Source organism: Streptomyces sp. NC-S4 (assembly GCF_054353315.1).
On sequence record NZ_CM135937.1, the window covers coordinates 5,711,394 to 5,728,563 of the forward strand.

20 protein-coding genes are annotated in these 17,170 nt (G+C 71.6%); 11 read left to right on the forward strand and 9 right to left on the reverse strand.

What is annotated here, in order from left to right; all coding sequences use genetic code 11:
- Window positions 1–76 precede the first annotated feature (76 nt).
- Window positions 77–706: an RNA polymerase sigma factor gene (locus ACXNSR_RS25905; RefSeq protein ID WP_458637833.1), complete on the forward strand. Its 630-nt coding sequence runs from the start codon at window positions 77–79 to the stop codon at window positions 704–706.
- Window positions 703–1,824 carry a CU044_5270 family protein gene (locus ACXNSR_RS25910; protein ID WP_458637834.1) on the forward strand — a complete coding sequence of 374 codons (1,122 nt, stop codon included), beginning with the start codon at window positions 703–705 and terminating at the stop codon, window positions 1,822–1,824. The genes ACXNSR_RS25905 and ACXNSR_RS25910 overlap by 4 nt, the downstream gene beginning before the upstream one ends.
- A gap of 198 nt (window positions 1,825–2,022) precedes the next feature.
- Here ACXNSR_RS25910 and ACXNSR_RS25915 read toward each other — a convergent pair whose 3' ends face one another.
- Complete coding sequence (locus tag ACXNSR_RS25915; protein WP_458643392.1) at window positions 2,023–2,832, reverse strand: hypothetical protein; 810 nt, start codon at window positions 2,830–2,832, stop codon at window positions 2,023–2,025.
- A gap of 155 nt (window positions 2,833–2,987) precedes the next feature.
- Here ACXNSR_RS25915 and ACXNSR_RS25920 point away from each other — a divergent pair, with 155 nt between their 5' ends.
- Together ACXNSR_RS25920 and ACXNSR_RS25925 are read left to right on the forward strand one after the other, a co-directional pair.
- Entirely contained in the window at window positions 2,988–3,932 is a 945-nt protein-coding gene (locus ACXNSR_RS25920) for a DUF4097 family beta strand repeat-containing protein (RefSeq protein WP_458637835.1), read from the forward strand.
- 1 nt (window position 3,933) lies between these two features.
- The gene (locus tag ACXNSR_RS25925; RefSeq protein ID WP_458637836.1) at window positions 3,934–4,854 is read left to right on the forward strand and encodes a PadR family transcriptional regulator; all 921 of its coding nucleotides are present in this window, start codon (window positions 3,934–3,936) and stop codon (window positions 4,852–4,854) included.
- A gap of 380 nt (window positions 4,855–5,234) precedes the next feature.
- Here ACXNSR_RS25925 and ACXNSR_RS25930 read toward each other — a convergent pair whose 3' ends face one another.
- The 3 genes from ACXNSR_RS25930 to ACXNSR_RS25940 are packed head-to-tail and all read right to left on the reverse strand — an operon-like array spanning window position 5,235 to window position 7,037.
- Window positions 5,235–5,807 (reverse strand): Clp protease N-terminal domain-containing protein, encoded by a 573-nt coding sequence (locus ACXNSR_RS25930; RefSeq protein ID WP_458637837.1) that lies wholly within the window; start codon window positions 5,805–5,807, stop codon window positions 5,235–5,237.
- The gene (locus ACXNSR_RS25935; RefSeq protein ID WP_030013034.1) at window positions 5,807–6,016 is read right to left on the reverse strand and encodes a helix-turn-helix domain-containing protein; all 210 of its coding nucleotides are present in this window, start codon (window positions 6,014–6,016) and stop codon (window positions 5,807–5,809) included. Before ACXNSR_RS25935 ends, ACXNSR_RS25930 begins: the two co-directional genes overlap by 1 nt.
- Window positions 6,017–6,074: 58 nt before the next feature.
- Window positions 6,075–7,037, reverse strand: coding sequence for a zinc-binding dehydrogenase (locus tag ACXNSR_RS25940; RefSeq protein ID WP_458637838.1), 963 nt, complete (start codon window positions 7,035–7,037; stop codon window positions 6,075–6,077).
- Window positions 7,038–7,148: 111 nt separating this feature from the next.
- Here ACXNSR_RS25940 and ACXNSR_RS25945 point away from each other — a divergent pair, with 111 nt between their 5' ends.
- Entirely contained in the window at window positions 7,149–7,577 is a 429-nt protein-coding gene (locus ACXNSR_RS25945; RefSeq protein WP_458637839.1) for a DUF6416 domain-containing protein, read from the forward strand.
- 137 nt (window positions 7,578–7,714) lie between these two features.
- On the opposite strand, the gene ACXNSR_RS25950 is transcribed toward ACXNSR_RS25945, so the two are convergent.
- Window positions 7,715–8,917: an NAD(P)-dependent malic enzyme gene (locus ACXNSR_RS25950; RefSeq protein WP_150259204.1), complete on the reverse strand. Its 1,203-nt coding sequence runs from the start codon at window positions 8,915–8,917 to the stop codon at window positions 7,715–7,717.
- 526 nt (window positions 8,918–9,443) lie between these two features.
- Between ACXNSR_RS25950 and ACXNSR_RS25955 the strand changes: the two genes are divergently transcribed.
- Genes ACXNSR_RS25955 through ACXNSR_RS25965 form a run of 3 tightly spaced genes read left to right on the forward strand, consistent with a single transcriptional unit; the run spans window position 9,444 to window position 12,151 of the window.
- Complete coding sequence (locus ACXNSR_RS25955) at window positions 9,444–10,406, forward strand: ABC transporter substrate-binding protein (protein WP_458637840.1); 963 nt, start codon at window positions 9,444–9,446, stop codon at window positions 10,404–10,406.
- Window positions 10,407–10,445: 39 nt separating this feature from the next.
- A complete protein-coding gene (locus tag ACXNSR_RS25960; protein ID WP_458637841.1) occupies window positions 10,446–11,387 on the forward strand; it encodes an amino acid ABC transporter permease in 942 nt (313 codons plus the stop codon).
- On the forward strand, window positions 11,387–12,151 hold the full coding sequence (locus ACXNSR_RS25965; protein ID WP_328788785.1) for an amino acid ABC transporter ATP-binding protein: 765 nt from the start codon (window positions 11,387–11,389) through the stop codon (window positions 12,149–12,151). The genes ACXNSR_RS25960 and ACXNSR_RS25965 overlap by 1 nt, the downstream gene beginning before the upstream one ends.
- A gap of 93 nt (window positions 12,152–12,244) precedes the next feature.
- Here the strand turns inward: ACXNSR_RS25965 and ACXNSR_RS25970 are convergent, their stop codons facing one another.
- Window positions 12,245–13,000 carry a methyltransferase domain-containing protein gene (locus ACXNSR_RS25970; RefSeq protein WP_458637842.1) on the reverse strand — a complete coding sequence of 252 codons (756 nt, stop codon included), beginning with the start codon at window positions 12,998–13,000 and terminating at the stop codon, window positions 12,245–12,247.
- 82 nt (window positions 13,001–13,082) lie between these two features.
- Between ACXNSR_RS25970 and ACXNSR_RS25975 the strand changes: the two genes are divergently transcribed.
- Entirely contained in the window at window positions 13,083–13,712 is a 630-nt protein-coding gene (locus ACXNSR_RS25975; protein WP_458637843.1) for a CGNR zinc finger domain-containing protein, read from the forward strand.
- Here ACXNSR_RS25975 and sodX read toward each other — a convergent pair.
- Window positions 13,616–14,038: a nickel-type superoxide dismutase maturation protease gene (gene sodX, locus ACXNSR_RS25980; RefSeq protein ID WP_458637844.1), complete on the reverse strand. Its 423-nt coding sequence runs from the start codon at window positions 14,036–14,038 to the stop codon at window positions 13,616–13,618. The two genes, ACXNSR_RS25975 and sodX, sit on opposite strands and share 97 nt — an antisense overlap.
- Before the next feature lie 171 nt (window positions 14,039–14,209).
- Here sodX and sodN point away from each other — a divergent pair, with 171 nt between their 5' ends.
- A complete protein-coding gene (sodN, locus tag ACXNSR_RS25985) occupies window positions 14,210–14,605 on the forward strand; it encodes a superoxide dismutase, Ni (protein ID WP_030009413.1) in 396 nt (131 codons plus the stop codon).
- A gap of 111 nt (window positions 14,606–14,716) precedes the next feature.
- On the opposite strand, the gene ACXNSR_RS25990 is transcribed toward sodN, so the two are convergent.
- A complete protein-coding gene (locus ACXNSR_RS25990) occupies window positions 14,717–15,295 on the reverse strand; it encodes an HD domain-containing protein (RefSeq protein WP_458637845.1) in 579 nt (192 codons plus the stop codon).
- Window positions 15,296–15,307: 12 nt separating this feature from the next.
- A complete protein-coding gene (locus tag ACXNSR_RS25995; protein WP_458637846.1) occupies window positions 15,308–16,414 on the reverse strand; it encodes a helix-turn-helix domain-containing protein in 1,107 nt (368 codons plus the stop codon).
- A gap of 116 nt (window positions 16,415–16,530) precedes the next feature.
- Between ACXNSR_RS25995 and ACXNSR_RS26000 the strand changes: the two genes are divergently transcribed.
- Complete coding sequence (locus ACXNSR_RS26000; RefSeq protein WP_458637847.1) at window positions 16,531–17,010, forward strand: hypothetical protein; 480 nt, start codon at window positions 16,531–16,533, stop codon at window positions 17,008–17,010.
- The last annotated feature ends 160 nt before the right edge of the window (window positions 17,011–17,170 follow it).

Here is a 17,170-nt window from a genome sequence, read left to right on the forward strand (position 1 = left end):
GCTCCGCGGTGGACGTGACGCAGGTCACGGGAACTGCGCCCCGGGTGCCGGACAGCCGACAGGAGTGACAACAGAGATGCGTACCCGGGTGCGGTCCGGGGATCCGGACGCCTATGCGGAGCTGTTCGACAGCTACGCCCGCACCCTCTACAACCATGCCTTCCGGATGACCGGCGACTGGGCCGCCGCGGAGGACGTCATGTCGGCCGCCTTCCTGGAGGCGTGGCGGCTGCGCGCCGCGGTCGACCCCGAGGGCGGCTCGCTGCGCCCCTGGCTGCTGGGCATCGCCACCAACCTCGCCCGCAACCACTGCCGCAGCAACCGGCGCTACCGGGCCGCCGCAGCCGCCGCCACGGCGGCGGCCGGCGCCGCGTCCGTGCCCGACCACGCCGAGGAGGTGGCCGGCCGGCTGGACGACCGGCGGCAGATCGCGGCCACGCTGGGGCAGTTGAGCGCGCTGCGCGGACCCGAGCGCGAAGTCCTCCTGCTGTGCCTGGGCGAGGGCCTGGAGTACGCGGAGGCCGCCCGGGTCCTCGGCATCCCGGTCGGAACCGTCCGTTCCAGGCTCTCCCGGGCCCGTACGAAGCTACGCAAACTCGCTGAAACAGAGATGAAGAAGAAAAAGCGGGAACTCGCGGCTCGCCCCCGACAGGCATATGGCGACCGCACGAACACGGTCCGGTCCGCACAGGAAGGAACCCGATGAACCCCGACCTCTCCCGGCCCCGCCCGGCCGGCCAGGAGGAGCACCCGCTCCTCGCGCCGTTCGCCGAACGGGAACTGCCCGCGGGCCGCCACCAGTTCCACAAGGAGCGCCTGATGGCCCAGATCCACGAAGACCTCCGAGCCGCCGACGTCACCACTCCGGCCGCCCCGGCCGCCCCCGCCCGTGTCACCGGGGCGCGCAACCCGTTCCTGCGCCGGGCGGTCCTCGTGCCCGCGGCGGCCTTCGCGCTGGCCGGGGCGCTGGCCGTCGGCTTCCTCTCCTACGTGGACCGGGGCGCCGCGGACGGGCCCGGTTCCACCGTCGCCGCGGGTCCGGCGCTGACCACCCGGATCGGCGCCGCCGACCCCAAGGGGGCGCCGCAGCTCCTGGACCGGATCTCGCTGGCATCCGCCTCCGTCTCCGGCCCGGCCGTGCGCGCGGACCAGTTCATCTACATCGGCAGCAAGGCGGCCAACACCTACGTGCGGACCGTCGGCAACAAGAGCACCCTGGTCAGCCTGCCGCTGCACATGCGCCACCAGTGGAACTCCCCGGACGGCACCAAGGGCTGGCTGATCGAGCCCGGCAACACCGGACCGGAGGGCGTGACCCTGGCGGGCCCCGACGAGAAGGGCAACGCCCCGACGCCGCACCTGAACGCGCCCACGCACGACTACCTCACCACCCTGCCCACCGACCCCGACGTGCTGCTCCGGCGGATCTACGAGGAGACCAAGGGCAAGGGCAACGGCCCCGACCAGGAGGCCTTCACCACGATCGGCGACCTCCTGCGTTCCAGCTACCCGCCCGCCGAGCTGACGACCGCGCTCTACAAGGCGGCCGCGAAGATCCCCGGCGTGGTGACGGTCGACGAGGCGGTCGACGCCGCGGGCCGCAGCGGCATCGCGGTCGCCCGGCTCGACGAGCACTCCGGCCAGCGCGAGGAGTGGATCTTCGACCGCCAGACCCTCACGTTCCTCGGCGAGCGCAGCGTCCAGGTGCAGGGCGAGTCCGGTGAGCAGGGCCTGATCAAGCCCGGCACGGTCGTGTACACCAGCGCCGTCATGACCCGGACGGTCGTCGACCGGATGAAGGAGCTGCCGCCCACGGCCCGCTGACCGGCCTGATCGACAAGATCCGGAAGGGACCGCCCTGGGCCGTCTCTTCCGGATCTTGCCGGGCCCGCGACGCCCGGCACCGCACCCGGCCGCGTTGTCGGGGCACCCGAGGACGTCCGGTACGCGGGCGCCCCTCCGCCTTGCCGGATACGGCACCGGACGCCGCGGGCTCGGCCGACAAGATCCGAAAGAGACGGCCTAGCGCCGCGCCCGGGCCCGGTCGTACGCCAGGGAGAGGGCCCCCTGCCCCAGCAGGACCGCACCCGCCGCCGCCCAGCCCGGGCGGCGGCGGTGGGCCGCCCAGGCCAGCAGGGGCACGCCCGCGGCCATTTGGGCGGCGCCCAGCAGCCGGGCCCTCGGGCCGCGCAGCCACGGGCCGAGCGGGCCCTGCTCCACGGCGTCGAGCCCGGCCCGTACCGCGTCGCGCCGGCCGGACCACTCCAGCGTCTCCACGCCGGGAGCCACCCGGGCCGCACCCCGCAGCCGGTCGGCCGATTCGCCCGGGGCGAGCCCGGGCGGCAGGGCCAGTCCCGCGCGCGTGAGCAGGGCGACCAGCGCGAGCAGCCGGGCCTCCCCGTCCACGGCGGGGTCGGGGTCGGCGCGGGTGAGGCGCTCCAGTTCCGCCAGGTCGAGTACGGGGTCCAGGCCGAGGCGTGCCGACAGGGTCCGCATGGCGTCGGGCTCGCCGGCCGGGCCCCCGGCCGCGTCCCACGCGTAGGCCACGGTCCGCCGGAACCCGCCGGCCAGGGCGAATCCGGTCCGGCCGCCCTCCCACCACAGGCTCAGCACGGGCCGGTCGGTGCCGATCGCGAGCGCCGAGCCCCACCCGGAGAGGACCTCCGCGACGGTCTCCGTGCCGTCCCGCCACGGCTTGTCCTCGGGAACCAGCACGCTCCACGCGCCCGCCGGGGCGAGCAGCAGGCGTACGCGCAACAGATGTGCCGGGGGCCGGACGGCAAGGGGTTCGGCACGGCAGAGCAGCATTCCGCCGGTCGCGGCCCTGGATATTGACATGCCCACACAGTAGTGCAAAACGCCCTGAATCGGAGGGTTTCGGAAGGGCGCTTGACTTCACCCAACCGCGATATATCGTGTTAGCAAGAAGACGCGATATGTTGCGTGCGTCGAGCCCCGTCCGTGAACGCACGAGGAGGATCAGCACCATGGCAGAGCAGTCGCCCGAGTCGTCGTCGCCGTCGACATGGCACTTCGACGCACCGCAGAAGCTCACCTTCGAGGAGCCGGTGACCGAGCTGCGCGTCCGCCTCGTGAGCGGCACGGTGAACGTGGTCGCCGCCGAGGAGGGCCCGGCCCGCCTGGAGGTGACCGAGGTGGACGGACCGCCCCTGTACGTCGTGCAGGACGGCGGCACGCTCACCGTCTCCTACGAGGACCTGCCCCGGAACGGCTCCCAGGGCCTCAAGCAGTGGTTCGAGACCAAGCCCTGGAAGGCCTGGGCCGGTTCCGCCTCCGGCCGCAAGGCCTGGGAGCGCAGCGTCGCGATCACCCTCACCGTGCCCGCCGCCACCCGGGTCCACGTGGCCGCGGTCGGTGCAGCCGTCTTCGTCTCCGGCATCTCCGGCGGCACCGACGTCAACGGGGTCTCCGGCGACGCCACGCTGGTCGGGCTGTCCGGCCGGGTCAAGGCGCACACCGTCTCCGGCAGCGTCGAGGCCCAGTCCGTCTCCGGCGAGTTCGGCTTCCACTCCGTCTCCGGCGGCCTGACCGTGGTCGACGGCTCGGGCGGCAACGTGCGGGCGGACTCGGTCAGCGGTGACATGCTCATCGACCTCGCCGCGGACCCCGCCGACCCCCGGCCGGTGGACATCTTCCTCAACTCCGTCTCCGGGCAGGTCGCGATCCGCCTCCCGCACCCCGCCGACGCCAAGGTCGAGGCCAACACCGCCACCGGCCGCGTCTCCAACGCCTTCGAGGACTTGCGGATCTCCGGTCAGATGGGCGCCAAGCGGATCACCGGAACGCTCGGCTCCGGCGCCGGCACCCTGCGGGCGACCACCGTCTCCGGCTCGATCGCGCTGCTGCGCCGCCCGCAGGCCGACGCGGACCGCCCCGCCGCCCCCCTCGCGCTCGACAAGAAGGTGCTCTGACATGCCGCCCGTCTTCGCCCACGGCCGACTCCGCCTGTACCTCCTCAAGTTGCTGGACGAGGCCCCGCGCCACGGGTACGAGGTGATCCGCCTCCTGGAGGAGCGCTTCCAGGGCCTGTACGCGCCCTCCGCGGGCACCGTGTACCCGCGGCTGGCGAAGCTGGAGGCCGAGGGCCTGGTCACGCACGCCACCGAGGGCGGGCGCAAGGTGTACTCGATCACCGATGCGGGCCGGGCCGAACTCGCCGACCGCGGCGGGGAACTGGCCGACCTGGAGCTGGAGATCCGCGACTCGGTCACCGAGCTCGCCGCCGAGATCCGCGACGACGTCCGGGGCGCGGCGGGGGACCTGCGCCGCGAGATGCGGGCCGCGGCGTCCGCGTCGGCGACCCAGGTCGAGGACGAGTCCTGGAAGGCCGCCAAGGAGGACCTGCGCAAGGCGCGGCAGGAGTGGAAGGAACAGGCGCGCCGGGCGAAGGACGAGAGCCGCCGGGCCCGCGAGGAGGCGCAGCAGGCCCGCCGTCAGGCCAAGGAGGCCCAGGAGCGGGCCCGCGAGGAGGTCCAGCGCATCGCGGGTCAGCTCCAGGAGCAGTTCGCCAAGTCCGGCGGCGTCCTGGGCAGCCTGGCCGGAGCCTGGCTCGGGAGCGGTACGCAGGCCCCGCACTCGGCGGGGGCCGCGGGGGCCGCGGGGACCGCCGGGGCGGCGGCGGACGCCGGAGTGGCGGACGGGGACTGGGCCGCCGACCTGGCGCCGACCGGTGACCCGGCCCGTGACCTGGACCGTCTGCTGGACCGTTTCCGCGACGAGGTCCGCGATGCGGCGCGGGACCACGGCGTGACCGCGGCCCAGGTGGCCGAGGCCCGCGGGCACCTGAAGGCCGCCAGCGGCCGGCTGGGAGCCACGTTCGGCGCCGGGTCGTAGCCCGCCCGCGGCACCGCTGCCGGGGCGCCGCCCCGGACCCCGCGCCTCAAACGCCGGCGGGGCTGAAAGAGCGGGGCGCCGCCCCGGACCCCGCGCCTCAAACGCCGGCGGGGCTGAAAGAGCGGGGCGCCGCCCCGGACCCCGCGCCTCAAACGCCGGCGGGGCTGAAAGAGCGGGGCGCCGCCCCGGACCCCGCGCCTCAAACGCCGACGGGGCTGAAAGAGCGGGGCGCCGCCCCGGACCCCGCGCCTCAAACGCCGACGGGGCTGAAAGAGCGGGGCGCCGCCCCGGACCCCGCGCCTCAAACGCCGACGGGGCTGAAGGAGCGGGGCGCCGCCCCGGACCCCGCGCCTCAGACGCCGGCGGGGCTGGAGGGGTGGTCAGGCTGCCAGGGTCGTTTCGGCCGTGCCGTAGGTGACGCCGTGGTCCGACAGGACCTCCGAGACGGTGCCGGGGCGGGAGGTCAGGGCCAGCAGCAGGTGCAGGGTGCCGATGTGGTTGTCCTTGCGGCCCAGTGCGATGCGCAGGGACTGCTCCAGCACCTTCTTCGCGTCCTCGGCGAAGGGGACCCGGTAGCTGCCGGTGCGGTCGTCCGCGTCCTCGCGCCCGAGGGCGGAGCGGATCGAGGCGCCCAGGGTCCGCCTGCGGGGCGCGGGAGCCGCGAGGGCGCCCTCGCCGTGGGCATCCTCGATCCGGGAGACGATCCCGGTGAGGTCGATGCCGAGTCCGGCCAGCGCCTCCTCGTCCGCCCTGGACATGCCGCCCCGGCGGCGGGCCGCCGCTAGGTCGGCGGCCACCGCCGCGCGGTCCACGCCGAGCGGGTCCAGGGTGCCCAGGGCCAGCAGGGAGAGCAGCAGGTGCTCCTCGGTGACGGTCGGAGCCCCGGCCTGCCGGGCCTCGGTCACCGCCCCGGTCACGGTCGACCGGGCGTCGCGGGTGAAGCGTTCGAACATCAGAGCCTCCCGTACTTCTTGTGCACGGCCTGCCGGCTGACGCCCAGCTCGGCCGCGATCTCCTGCCAGGACCACCCCTGCGCGCGGGCACTGCGTACCTGTACGGCCTCCAGCTGCTCCAGCAGCCTGCGGAGGGCGGCCACGGCACGCAGGCCCACGCGCGGGTCACGGTCACCGGCCCGCTCGGCGAGATCAGTGGCTTCGGTCATGGATGTCAATTTAGGTTGACGCGGGAGGTTCGTCAACCCTGGTTGACATCAATGGTGGTCAGGGCTTGAGGACGATCTTGCCGAAGAGGTCGCCCGCCGCGAGCTTCTCGAATCCCTCCCGCGCCCGGTCCAGCGGCAGCACCTCGTCGATGACCGGCCGCAGCCCGGTGGCCGCGCAGAAGGCGAGGAGGTCCTCCAGCTCGTCCTTCGAGCCCATCGTCGAGCCGACCACCTTCAGCTCCAGGAAGAAGATCCGGGTCAGCTCGGCGTGCGCGGGGCGGTCGCCGCTCGTGGCGCCGGAGATCACCAGGGTGCCGCCGGGACGCAGGGACTTCACCGAGTGCGACCAGGTGGCGGCGCCCACCGTCTCGATCACCGCGTCCACCCGCTGCGGCAGCCGCGCACCCGGCTCGAACGCTTCCACCGCGCCCAGCTCCACGGCCCGCTTGCGCTTGGCCTCGTCCCGGCTCGTGGCGAACACCCGCAGGCCGGCCGCCTTGCCGAGGGCGATCGCGGCGGTCGCGACCCCGCCGCCGGCCCCCTGCACCAGGACGGAGTCGCCGGGGCGGACCCAGGCGTTGGTGAACAGCATCCGGTACGCCGTCAGCCAGGCCGTCGGAAGGCAGGCGGCCTCCTCGAAGGTGAGCTCGGCGGGCTTGCGCAGCACGTTCCAGGCGGGGACGGTCACCTGTTCGGCGAAGGTGCCCTGATAGCGCTCGGTCAGGATCGAGCGCGGCTCGTCCGGGCCGACCCCGTGGCCGCTCTGGCCGATCACGGAGTGCAGGACGACCTCGTTGCCGTCCTGGTCGATCCCGGCGGCGTCGCAGCCGAGGATCATCGGGAGTTTTTCCTCGCCGAGGCCGACCCCGCGCAGCGACCACAGGTCGTGGTGGTTGAGGGAGGCGGCCCTGACGTTCACGGTCACCCAGCCGGGCCGGGCCTCGGGGGCCGGGCGGTCGCCCAGCACAAGGCCGTTCAGCGGCTGGTCACGGTCGATTCGGGCGGCGTAGGCAGCGAACATGCGGCGACGCTACCGCTCGGTAGTCCCGGCATCCACCCCCGTTCCCGTCACACGGCCGTGCCCGCCGTAGGCTCCGTTCGGGTGCGGACCGTACCCAAAGGGGAGGAAACCGTGCAGTACTTGAACGAGAACGACCCGGAGTGGGACCGCCACGACGGCGGATCGGGCCACTCCGCGCCCCCGTGGGCGGCGGCGGACGGCGGACTGGCCCTCGGCTATCTGACGGGGCTTCGGGCGCAGGGCTCCGACAGTGCCCGCCGGATCTTCGACCACCTGATCGAGCACCCGGGCGCTCGGATCGGATCGGCCGAGCTGTTCGAAGGGGTGCTCGGTCGGCCCGCCGCCGAGTTCACCCCGCCGAGGATCGCGGGGGTGATCTCCGCGATGTGCAAGCCGCTGGACGGAACCGGGCGGCGCTACCCGTTCACCTGGTGGGAGCAGGGAGCCGGCGAAGGGGCCATGTACGGGGTGCGGCCCTCGGTGGCCGCGATCTTCCTGGCGGCCCGGCTCCGGCTCGACGGGGCGACGGACACCCCCTAGGGGCGACCGACGCCGGGGGTCGGCAAGGCCCGCCGGGGCCGTACCGTGCGGGCGCCGTGCGGAAGGGCAGCGGAACGGCAGAGGCCCGGCCGGAGGGGATCCGGTCGGGCCTCTTGGCGTACTGCTCGGGTCCGGTCTCAGACGAGACGGGCCACACCGTCGGCCTTGGCCGCGGCGGCCACGGCCGTGGCGACGGCCTCGGCCACGCGCTCGTCGAACGGCGACGGGATCACGTAGTCGGCGGCGAGCTCGTCACCCACGACGCCGGCGATGGCGTCGGCGGCGGCGATCTTCATGCCCTCGGTGATCCGGGTGGCGCGCACCTTGAAGGCACCCGCGAAGATGCCCGGGAACGCCAGCACGTTGTTGATCTGGTTCGGGAAGTCCGAACGGCCCGTGGCCACGACCGCCGCGTACTTGTGCGCGACGTCCGGGTGGACCTCCGGGTTCGGGTTGGCCATGGCGAAGACGAACGCGTCCTTCGCCATGGTGGCCACCGCCTCCTCGGCGACGGAGCCGCCGGAGACGCCGATGAAGACGTCCGCGCCGTTCAGAGCGGTCTCCAGGGAGCCCGTCTGCCCGGTCTTGTTGGTCAGGCCCGCGATCTCCGCCTTGACGTCCGTCAGGTCGGAGCGGTCCGCGGACACGACGCCCTTGCGGTCGGTGACGCAGACGTCGCCGATGCCCGCGTCCACCAGGATCTTGGCGATGGCGATGCCCGCCGCGCCCGCGCCCGCGATCACGGCGCGCAGGTCGCCGAGGGTGCGACCGGTGAGCTTGGCGGCGTTGCGCAGCGCGGCCAGCGTCACGATGGCCGTGCCGTGCTGGTCGTCGTGGAAGATCGGGATGTCCAGCGCCTCCTGGAGGCGGCGCTCGATCTCGAAGCAGCGGGGCGCCGAGATGTCCTCCAGGTTCACCCCGCCGAAGGACGGGGCCAGACGGATGACCGTCTCGACGATCTCGTCCGTGTCCTTGGTGGCGAGCGCGATCGGAACCGCGTCCACACCACCGAACTGCTTGAAGAGGATGGCCTTGCCCTCCATCACGGGGAGGGAGGCTTCCGGGCCGATGTCACCGAGGCCGAGCACGGCCGTGCCGTCGGTGACGACGGCGACCACGTTGGACTTCCAGGTGTACTCGTTCACCAGCTCCGGCTGCTCGGCGATGGCCGTGCACACCTTCGCCACGCCCGGCGTGTACGCGAGGGACAGGTCGTCCTTGTCGTTCACCGGAACCGTGGCCTGGATGGCCATCTTGCCGCCCCGGTGCAGTGCGAACACCGCGTCGGGGTTGTTGTCCGTCGCGCTGTCGCTGCGAGGGTTGACGATCTCCGCTGCCACTTCGTGTGACCCCTTAATTCCTTTTGTTCGTTGAGGGTGGCCACTCCTGGTTAAGGGGTGGGCGGGCACCGCGTCCGTACTCCGCGTCAACGGTTGGCCCGTCTCCGCGAAGGGGAGGTTCGTACGCGCGGGCGCGCCGCACGCGCGCCCTGAGCCCCGGATGAGGGGTGTAAGGATCTGTTCTACCCGAAGAACGCTCGCCCAGACGAGTCGATTCCCGCTCAACTGTAGGCCTGCTGCCCGTCTTTTGGCGAAAAGTCCAAACCTTGCCGTCCAGTGGGCGAGACGCTCCGTAGAAACTGCGGCAAAAACAGCAGGTCACAGCAGTATCTGCGGCCTCGAACCCCCTTCTCCGCAGTCCTGTTGGGCTACCCCGGGCGCCCGTTATGCGATTTTGACCTGACGGGCACCCTGAATGTCTCAGTCCGAATGGCAAGATGCCGTAATCACACAAGGTCGCGACACTCGATGGTGCGTGTTCGACCGTTTTTCGTTGCTTTTCCACCAGCGCCGGAGGAACCAAGCCATGACCGCTAGCACCACCCGTCGTACGACCGCTGCACGGTCCCGGATCGCCGCGGTCGGCGCGATCGCGGTCGCGGGCGCCCTGATCCTCACCGGTTGTGGTGACCAGACCGACAAGGCCTCCGGCACCCCGTCGGGCGCGGCCGCCAACAGCAGCGCCCCGCTCTTCGCCAAGCTCCCGAAGAAGATCCAGGACGCGGGTGTGATCAAGGTCGGCACGGACGCCACCTACGCGCCGATGGAGTTCACCGAGGGCGGCAAGATCGTCGGTGTCGACCCCGACGTGGCGGCGGCGCTGGCCAAGCAGCTCGGCGTGCAGTTCAAGTTCGAGTCCGGCACCTTCGACACGCTGATCGGCAGCATGCAGACGGGCCGCAGCGACCTGGTCATGTCCTCGCTCACCGACACCAAGGCCCGTCAGGAGGGCCTGGACGACAAGGGCGCCAAGACCGGTGCCGGTGTCGACTTCGTCGACTACTTCTCCGCCTCGACCGGCATCCTGGTGAAGAAGGGCAACCCCCAGAACATCAAGACCCTCGACGACCTGTGCGGCAAGACGGTCGCCGTCCAGCGCGGCACCACGTACGAGGAGTCCGCCAAGACCCAGGCCGAGAAGTGCAAGACGGACGGCAAGGGCGAGCTCAAGATCGAGTCCTTCCCGACCGACGCCGAGGCCCAGACCCGCGTGAAGGCCGGTGGCGCCGCCGCCGACCTGAACGACTCCCCGGTCGCCGCGTACATCGCGCAGACCGCCGGTGGCGGCAACGACTTCGAGGCCATCGCCAACCCGACCGACGCCGGCCTCTTCGGCATCGCGGTGGACAAGAAGAACACCCAGCTGCGCGACGCGCTCAAGGAAGCCCTTGACGCGGTCATCAAGGACGGCACCTACAAGGCCGCCCTGGACAAGTGGAACGCGGGCTCCGGTGCCGTGACCGAGGCCAAGATCAACGCAGGCTCCTGACCCACGCGTACCACCGCAGCACACTGAAGGGCAGTCACTGTGACTGACAAGCTCGACAAGGTCCCGGGCCCGGCGGACAACCCGCCGGCCGGGGCCGTCCCCCCCGAGGCCATCAAGGCCATCCCGGTGCGCCACTACGGCCGCTGGATCAGCGCCGTGGTCGTCATCGGCCTGGTCGTGGCGCTCGCCTTCGCCTTCTCGCAGGGCAACGTGCGCTGGGCGACCGTCCCGGAGAAGCTGTTCGACCCGACGATCCTGCGCGGTGTCGTCAACACGGTCTGGATCAGCATCACCTCGATGGCCCTGGGCCTGGTCCTCGGTATCCTCTTCGCCGTCATGCGGCTCTCGAAGAACCCGGTGACCAGCACCATCGCCTGGTTCTACATCTGGCTGTTCCGCGGCACCCCGGTGTACGTGCAGCTGCTGATCTGGTTCAACCTCGCCCTGATCTTCCCGATCCTGAACCTCGGGTTCTACAAGGACGAGATGACCCAGGTCATGACCCCGTTCCTGGCCGCCCTGCTGGGTCTGGGCCTGAACGAGGGCGCGTACATGGCGGAGATCGTCCGCGCCGGCATCCAGTCGGTCGACGAGGGCCAGACGGAGGCCTCGCACGCGCTCGGCATGACCCGCACGCAGACCATGCGCCGCGTCGTGCTGCCGCAGGCCATGCGGGTGATCGTGCCGCCGTCCGGCAACGAGTTCATCAACATGCTGAAGACCTCGTCGCTCGTGGTCGCCGTGCAGTACTTCGACCTGCTGCGCGCCGCCCAGGACATCGCCTCGACCTCGTTCGCGGTGATGGAGATGTTCTTCGTCGCGTCGATCTGGTACCTCGCCCTGACCTCGGTGTTCAGCGTCGGCCAGTACTACCTGGAGCGCCGCTACGCCCGTGGTGCGCTCCGCTCGCTGCCGCCGACACCGCTGCAGAAGATCAAGGCGAAACTGTCCAGCTTCTCGAACCGCAAGGCGGTGGCCTGATGACGACTGCCATGGTGAAGGCCGAGGGCGTCCACAAGTCCTACGGTGCGGCGCACATCCTCAAGGGAATCGACCTGGAGGTCGCCCCGCGTGAGGTCTTCTGTCTGGTCGGCCCGTCCGGCTCCGGCAAGTCGACGTTCCTGCGGTGCATCAACCACCTGGAGCAGATCAACGCCGGCCGGCTGTACGTCGACGGGGACCTCGTCGGCTACCGCCAGAAGGGCGACAAGCTCTACGAGCTGAAGGACAGCGAGGTCGCGGCGCAGCGCCGGGACATCGGCATGGTCTTCCAGCGCTTCAACCTCTTCCCGCACATGACGGCCATCGAGAACGTGATGGAAGCCCCCGTCATGGTCAAGGGGGAGTCGAAGGCGGTGGCGCGCGAGCGTGCCATCAAGCTCCTGGACCGCGTGGGTCTCGGTGACAAGGGCGGGAACTACCCCACCCAGCTCTCCGGCGGCCAGCAGCAGCGCGTGGCGATCGCCCGCGCGCTGGCCATGGAGCCGAAGCTGATGCTCTTCGACGAGCCCACCTCGGCCCTCGACCCGGAGCTGGTCGGTGACGTCCTCGACGTCATGCGGGACCTGGCCGAGTCGGGCATGACCATGATCGTGGTCACCCACGAGATGGGCTTCGCCCGCGAGGTCGGCGACAACCTCGTCTTCATGGACGGCGGCGTGGTCGTCGAGTCGGGTCACCCCCGCGAGGTCCTGGGCAACCCCCAGCACGACCGCACGAAGGCGTTCCTCTCCAAGGTGCTGTAGCTCCGAGGGGTGGTGACGAGGGGCGGTACGGGATCCCGTACCGCCCCTCGGTCATGCCGGGACCGTCACGCCGGGACCGTCGTCCCGGGGTCGCTACTTCAGTCCGAGGACCAGCGCGTCCGAGGGGGAGCGCCAGACCGTACGGGCCTCCGCGAAGCCCGCGGCGCGCAGGGTCTCGGCGTGCCAGGCCGCGGTGGGGGTGTCGCCGTCCGCGTGCTCCCCGTAGATCTCGAAGCGCCGCTTCACGTGCTCGGTCAGCGCCGGGTCGGCGCCCGCCAGGTCCCACCACTCGCGCCAGTCCACCGCCCCGGCCGCCTTGGCCCGGTCCATGCCCGCGTGCCGGTGGGCGCGCTCGGCGGCGTTGATGCGCGGGGTGGCCGGTTCGGGCATGTGGTCGGCGTTCATGAAGACCCCGCCGGGGCCCAGCAGCGGCGCGAGCTGCCCGTACAGCACGGCCAGGTCCTCGCTGTGCAGCCAGTGAAGGGCGGTGGCCGTCAGGATCGCGTCGTAGTGGTCGTGGGGGAGGGCGGCGCGCCAGTCGGGGTCCTTGAGGTCGGCGGTCACGAAGGTGACGCGTGCGTCGCCCGCGAAGTGCCCCTCGGCGATCGTCAACAGGGCGGGGTCGAGGTCGACGCCCGTGCTGGTGGCTTCCGGGAACCGCTTGAGGACGCGGTCCGTAATACTTCCCGTACCGCATGCGAGATCCAGCACCCGGGGGGCGGGTCCCACCAGTGCCTCGACCATGTCCAGCATCACGCGGAACCGCTCCTCGCGGTCGGGCATGTACCACTCCTGCTGCCGGTCCCAGCTGTCCTGCCAGGCCTGCCAGACATTCGCCGTATCCGTCATCCCGAACCCCTCCATACGTAATACCCTCGAAGACGTCTCAGCTGTTACCGGAGACACTAATCCGCAGCCGTAAGGACTACAAGTGGAACTGGCCCATTACTCGGACTTCGCCGTGCGCCTGGTCAACACCGAGGAGCCGGCCCGCAACAAGGACGCGCTCACCTCGGTGGACGCCGTCCGCGCCCTGTTCGGCGCAAGTCAGCAGATGGCGCGCCGCGTCACCGACGGTGACGTCACCCGCTTCCGCAACGTCCGCGGCCGCCTGCGCTCCGTCTTCGAGGCCGCCGACGGCGGCGACGAGGTCCTCGCGGTCGACCTGCTGAACTCGCTGCTCATGGAGTTCCCCGTCAGCCCCCAGGTGTCCGGCCACGAGACCCTCGCCGAGGACGGCCGCCCCGACTGGCACATCCACCTCGCCGAGCACCCCTCGAACGCCTCCGCCGGCTACGCCGCCATGGCGGCCATGGGCCTGGCCTTCGCCCTCACCGAGCACGGCCCCGACCGCCTGGGCCTGTGCCAGGCCGCACCCTGCCGCAACGCCTACCTGGACACCTCCACCAACCGCTCCCGGCGCTACTGCTCCGACCGCTGCGCCACCCGGGCGAACGTGGCCGCCTACCGGGCCCGCAAGCGGCTGGAGGCCGAGGAGTCCGCCCGCAGCGGGCGCAGCGCCGAGGCGGCCCAGGACAGCCGGGCCCTCAGCGAACGCTGATCCTCCTCGCGCGGCCGGAAGCGCAGCACCGCCGTCGCCAGCACCAGCTCCGCGGGCACCGGCCCGAACACGGTGCTGTCGCCGGTCTCGTTGTACGGGTTGTCGCCGAGCACCCACCAGCTGCGGCCCGGCCGCCGCTCCACCGCGCGTTTGACCACCAGCAGGTCCTGCTGGAGCGGATGCCGCAGCACGACCACGCTGCCCGGCCGCACGGCAGCCCCGTACCGGACCACCAGCTGGTCCCCGTTCAGCAGCGTGGGCACCATCGAGGCCCCCGTCACGTCGACCACCCCGAACCGCGTGAGCGGGCGCCCGATCTCCACCATGCGTGTCCTCCTCGTCACCCCCGCATGCTGCCGCACGGGTCCGTACATTCGCTCACCGGTCCGGCCGTGCCCCTGGACTTTTGTCCCAAGCCCATGGGGGCGCCCGCGAAATCCGGTTGTTCAGCGAGTAACCTCCCCCTTGAGAAGACGATCACGAGGAGGACAAACTCCATGCTTTCCCGCCTCTTCGCCCCCAAGGCGAAGGTCTCCGCCCACTGCGATCTTCCGTGCGGCGTGTACGACCCTGCCCAGGCCCGCATCGAGGCCGAGTCCGTCAAGGCCGTGCAGGAGAAGTACCAGGCCAACGAAGACGCCGACTTCCGCGCGCGCGCCATCACCATCAAGGAGCAGCGCGCCGAGCTCGCCAAGCACCACGTCTCGGTGCTGTGGAGCGACTACTTCAAGCCCCCGCACTTCGAGAAGTACCCCCAGCTGCACACCCTGGTCAACGACACCCTGAAGGCCCTCTCGGCCGCCAAGGCGTCGAACGACCCGGCGACCGGCGCGAAGGCCCTCGAGCTCATCGCCGAGATCGACCGCATCTTCTGGGAGACCAAGGCCGCCTGATCCCGGGCGCCCGAGGAACCTCACCGCGCCGCTGTCCGCGGCGCACACGACACCGGCCCGACCGCTCCCGAGCGGCCGGGCCGGTGTCGTACGCACCCCTGCGGGACGTCCTCAGGGCGTCTCGCCGAGGACGGTGCGCAGCCAGTCGAGCGGGTCCTGGCCCAGCAGCTCGTCGGCCAGCCGCTGCCCGGCCTCCGTCGTCAGACGGGCCCTGCTGTTGTCGATCCACCGCTGGGCAAGGGCGTGACCCTGGGCCTTGTACTCGATGCCCTGGAGCATGCACTCCAGCTTGTCGGCGTCGCGGGCACAGACGGCCTCCGGCGAGTCCTTGGCCTCGTACTCGGCGACGATCTCCCGAATCGCCGAGGCCAGCACCTGAGGCATCCCGGCGGTCTGGTCGGCCGTCACCGCGATCGGGTCGGCGCTCGTCGCGTACTTCTTCCCGAGGTGGTTGACGTCCCCCGTGCGGGTCTCCTGGGTGTCGTGCCACACAGCGAGGAACGCCGCCCGCGCGGGGTCGGCGCCTTCCAGTTTCGCGATGATGGACGCGATGAGTGCCGTGCGCCAGGAGTGTTCGGCGACGCTCTCCGGGTCGTTGACGCCGGCCATCCACCAGCCCGTGCGGCGCGTGTGCTTGAGCGTTCCCGCCTCGTAGAGGAAGCCGGCCACCGCGGACAGGTCGTCAGCCACTGTGTCTCTCCTTCATGCCTCGGCGAGGCGGATCGCGTACCGAATGCCTTCCAGCTCCCGACGCGCGCGCGGCGAGGGCCCGGTGTCATCCAACAACACGGGCAACCGGTCCCGGAGGGTCCGCCCGGCGGCGGGGCCCAGGAGGGTGGGGCGCGCGGCGATCAGGGCCCACAAGGTGTGAATGTTCAGATCGAGGAAGCCGTGCTCGGGCGCGAGGCCTTTCACGAGGTGCTGGAACACTCTGTGGCCGTGCCAGGTCCCGGGCCCGGGTGCGGCGATGAACTCGTCGGAGAGCTGGAGGTGAGGGCTCTCACCGAGCCAGTAGGCCCAGTAGTTCAGATTGGCCGCCTCGCCCGTCTCGTCGTCCAGAGTGGTGGAGACGAAGTGCCGCATACGGTCTCGGTCGCCCTGGCGGGCGGCGACGGCTGCCACGGAGCGTGCAGCCAGCCAGCGGGTGAGCCAGTCCTGCGGACGCTCCGCCCGCTGCTGCTGCGCGAGCCAGGCGGCGGTGTCCGGGGCATCGTCGTAACCGGCCAGGTAGAGAGCCTGGCGGCGGAGCAGGAACTCGCCGGAGCGGGCTTCCTCCGCGGTTCGGCGGATGTGGCGGAAGAACCGTCGCCGGTCGTCCGCCGACAGCGCGGGTCCGTCGGGGCTGGGGCCGCGGCGTGGCCTGCCGACGGCCACGTGGGCGCGCAGCGGCTCGGGGGCCACCCCGTTCAGGGGCCAGACCAGCACCTCGACAAGATCGCGTTGCAGGACCCACGTACCCAGGGGGCTGTCACCTGTGGGCCCGTCGTCGGTGAGCACGTTCGCCAGGAGGAGATCCGCCTCCAGTGCCTTCTCCAGGACGAGGAGCAGCGCGGTGCTGGCACCCATGCGCATGAGCCGGTGGCGATGCGCCAGCATCTGCCCCACCGCCAGAGAGGTCAGCGGCCGCCGCCCCGACTCCCAGCCCGCCACCGTGTCCACGGAGACCCCGAAGGCCTCGGACAGAGACTCCTGCGTGTGCCCCAGATGCTCGCGGACCAACCGGAAAACATAGCCGGACACCACGCCGCCGCGACCGCGTTGGCGGGTTCCCTGACCGGGGGTCGGGGTGGGATCCACCGGTGCGCCCACGACACTCTCCCGCCTGCGAAATGTCACCAAAGTACCCGTACCGGGGGTCACTTCGTGGAGTGGTTTCCGATTTCTACGCTCGTCCCACTACCCGCTGAGGACCGTAGGGAGCTGCCGTGACCTGGAAGAAGACTGCCGACTGGTACGCCCGCAGCCTCGCCGATCCCGCGGCGGCGCATGCCGCATGGTGGGAGCACGGTGTCGCCGTGCTGCCGCTCGGGGCCCGCTTCGAGGCCGTACGGATCCCGGACCCGCTGGCCCACGCGGCCGTGGAGAGCAGTGACGACCGGATCGTGGACCTCGCGCTCACCTGGGCCCTGGAAGGGCCCGTGATCCACGACCCGCGCGGCCGGAACCGCTATGCGCTCGTCGAGCCGGGTACGGCGGAGCGCTGGAAGCCCCAGAGCACGGTCGAATGCCTCGGCCACGGCACCCACCTCGGGGTGCCTGACCTCGGGAGGGTCCGACCCGTGTCCAGCCGGACCCTCTACTGGGCCTCGACACCCGGCCCGGGGGCGTACTTCTGCCGGGTCGCGGCCGTACGGCTGCTCGTCCGGGTGGGCCGGGCACGTCTCGCCGAGGAGGTGGCGAGGTGACGGGCTGCCCGGATCGCCCGGCGGTCGAGGCCTCCTACGTGCACCCCGACAAGGAGTGCACGACGGCGCACGCGCCCTGCGCCGGGTGTGGACGGGCGGCTCCGGTCCTCGGCGCTGCTCGTGCCGTGCTCGACGCTGTCGTCGGCGACCTCTGAGCCGG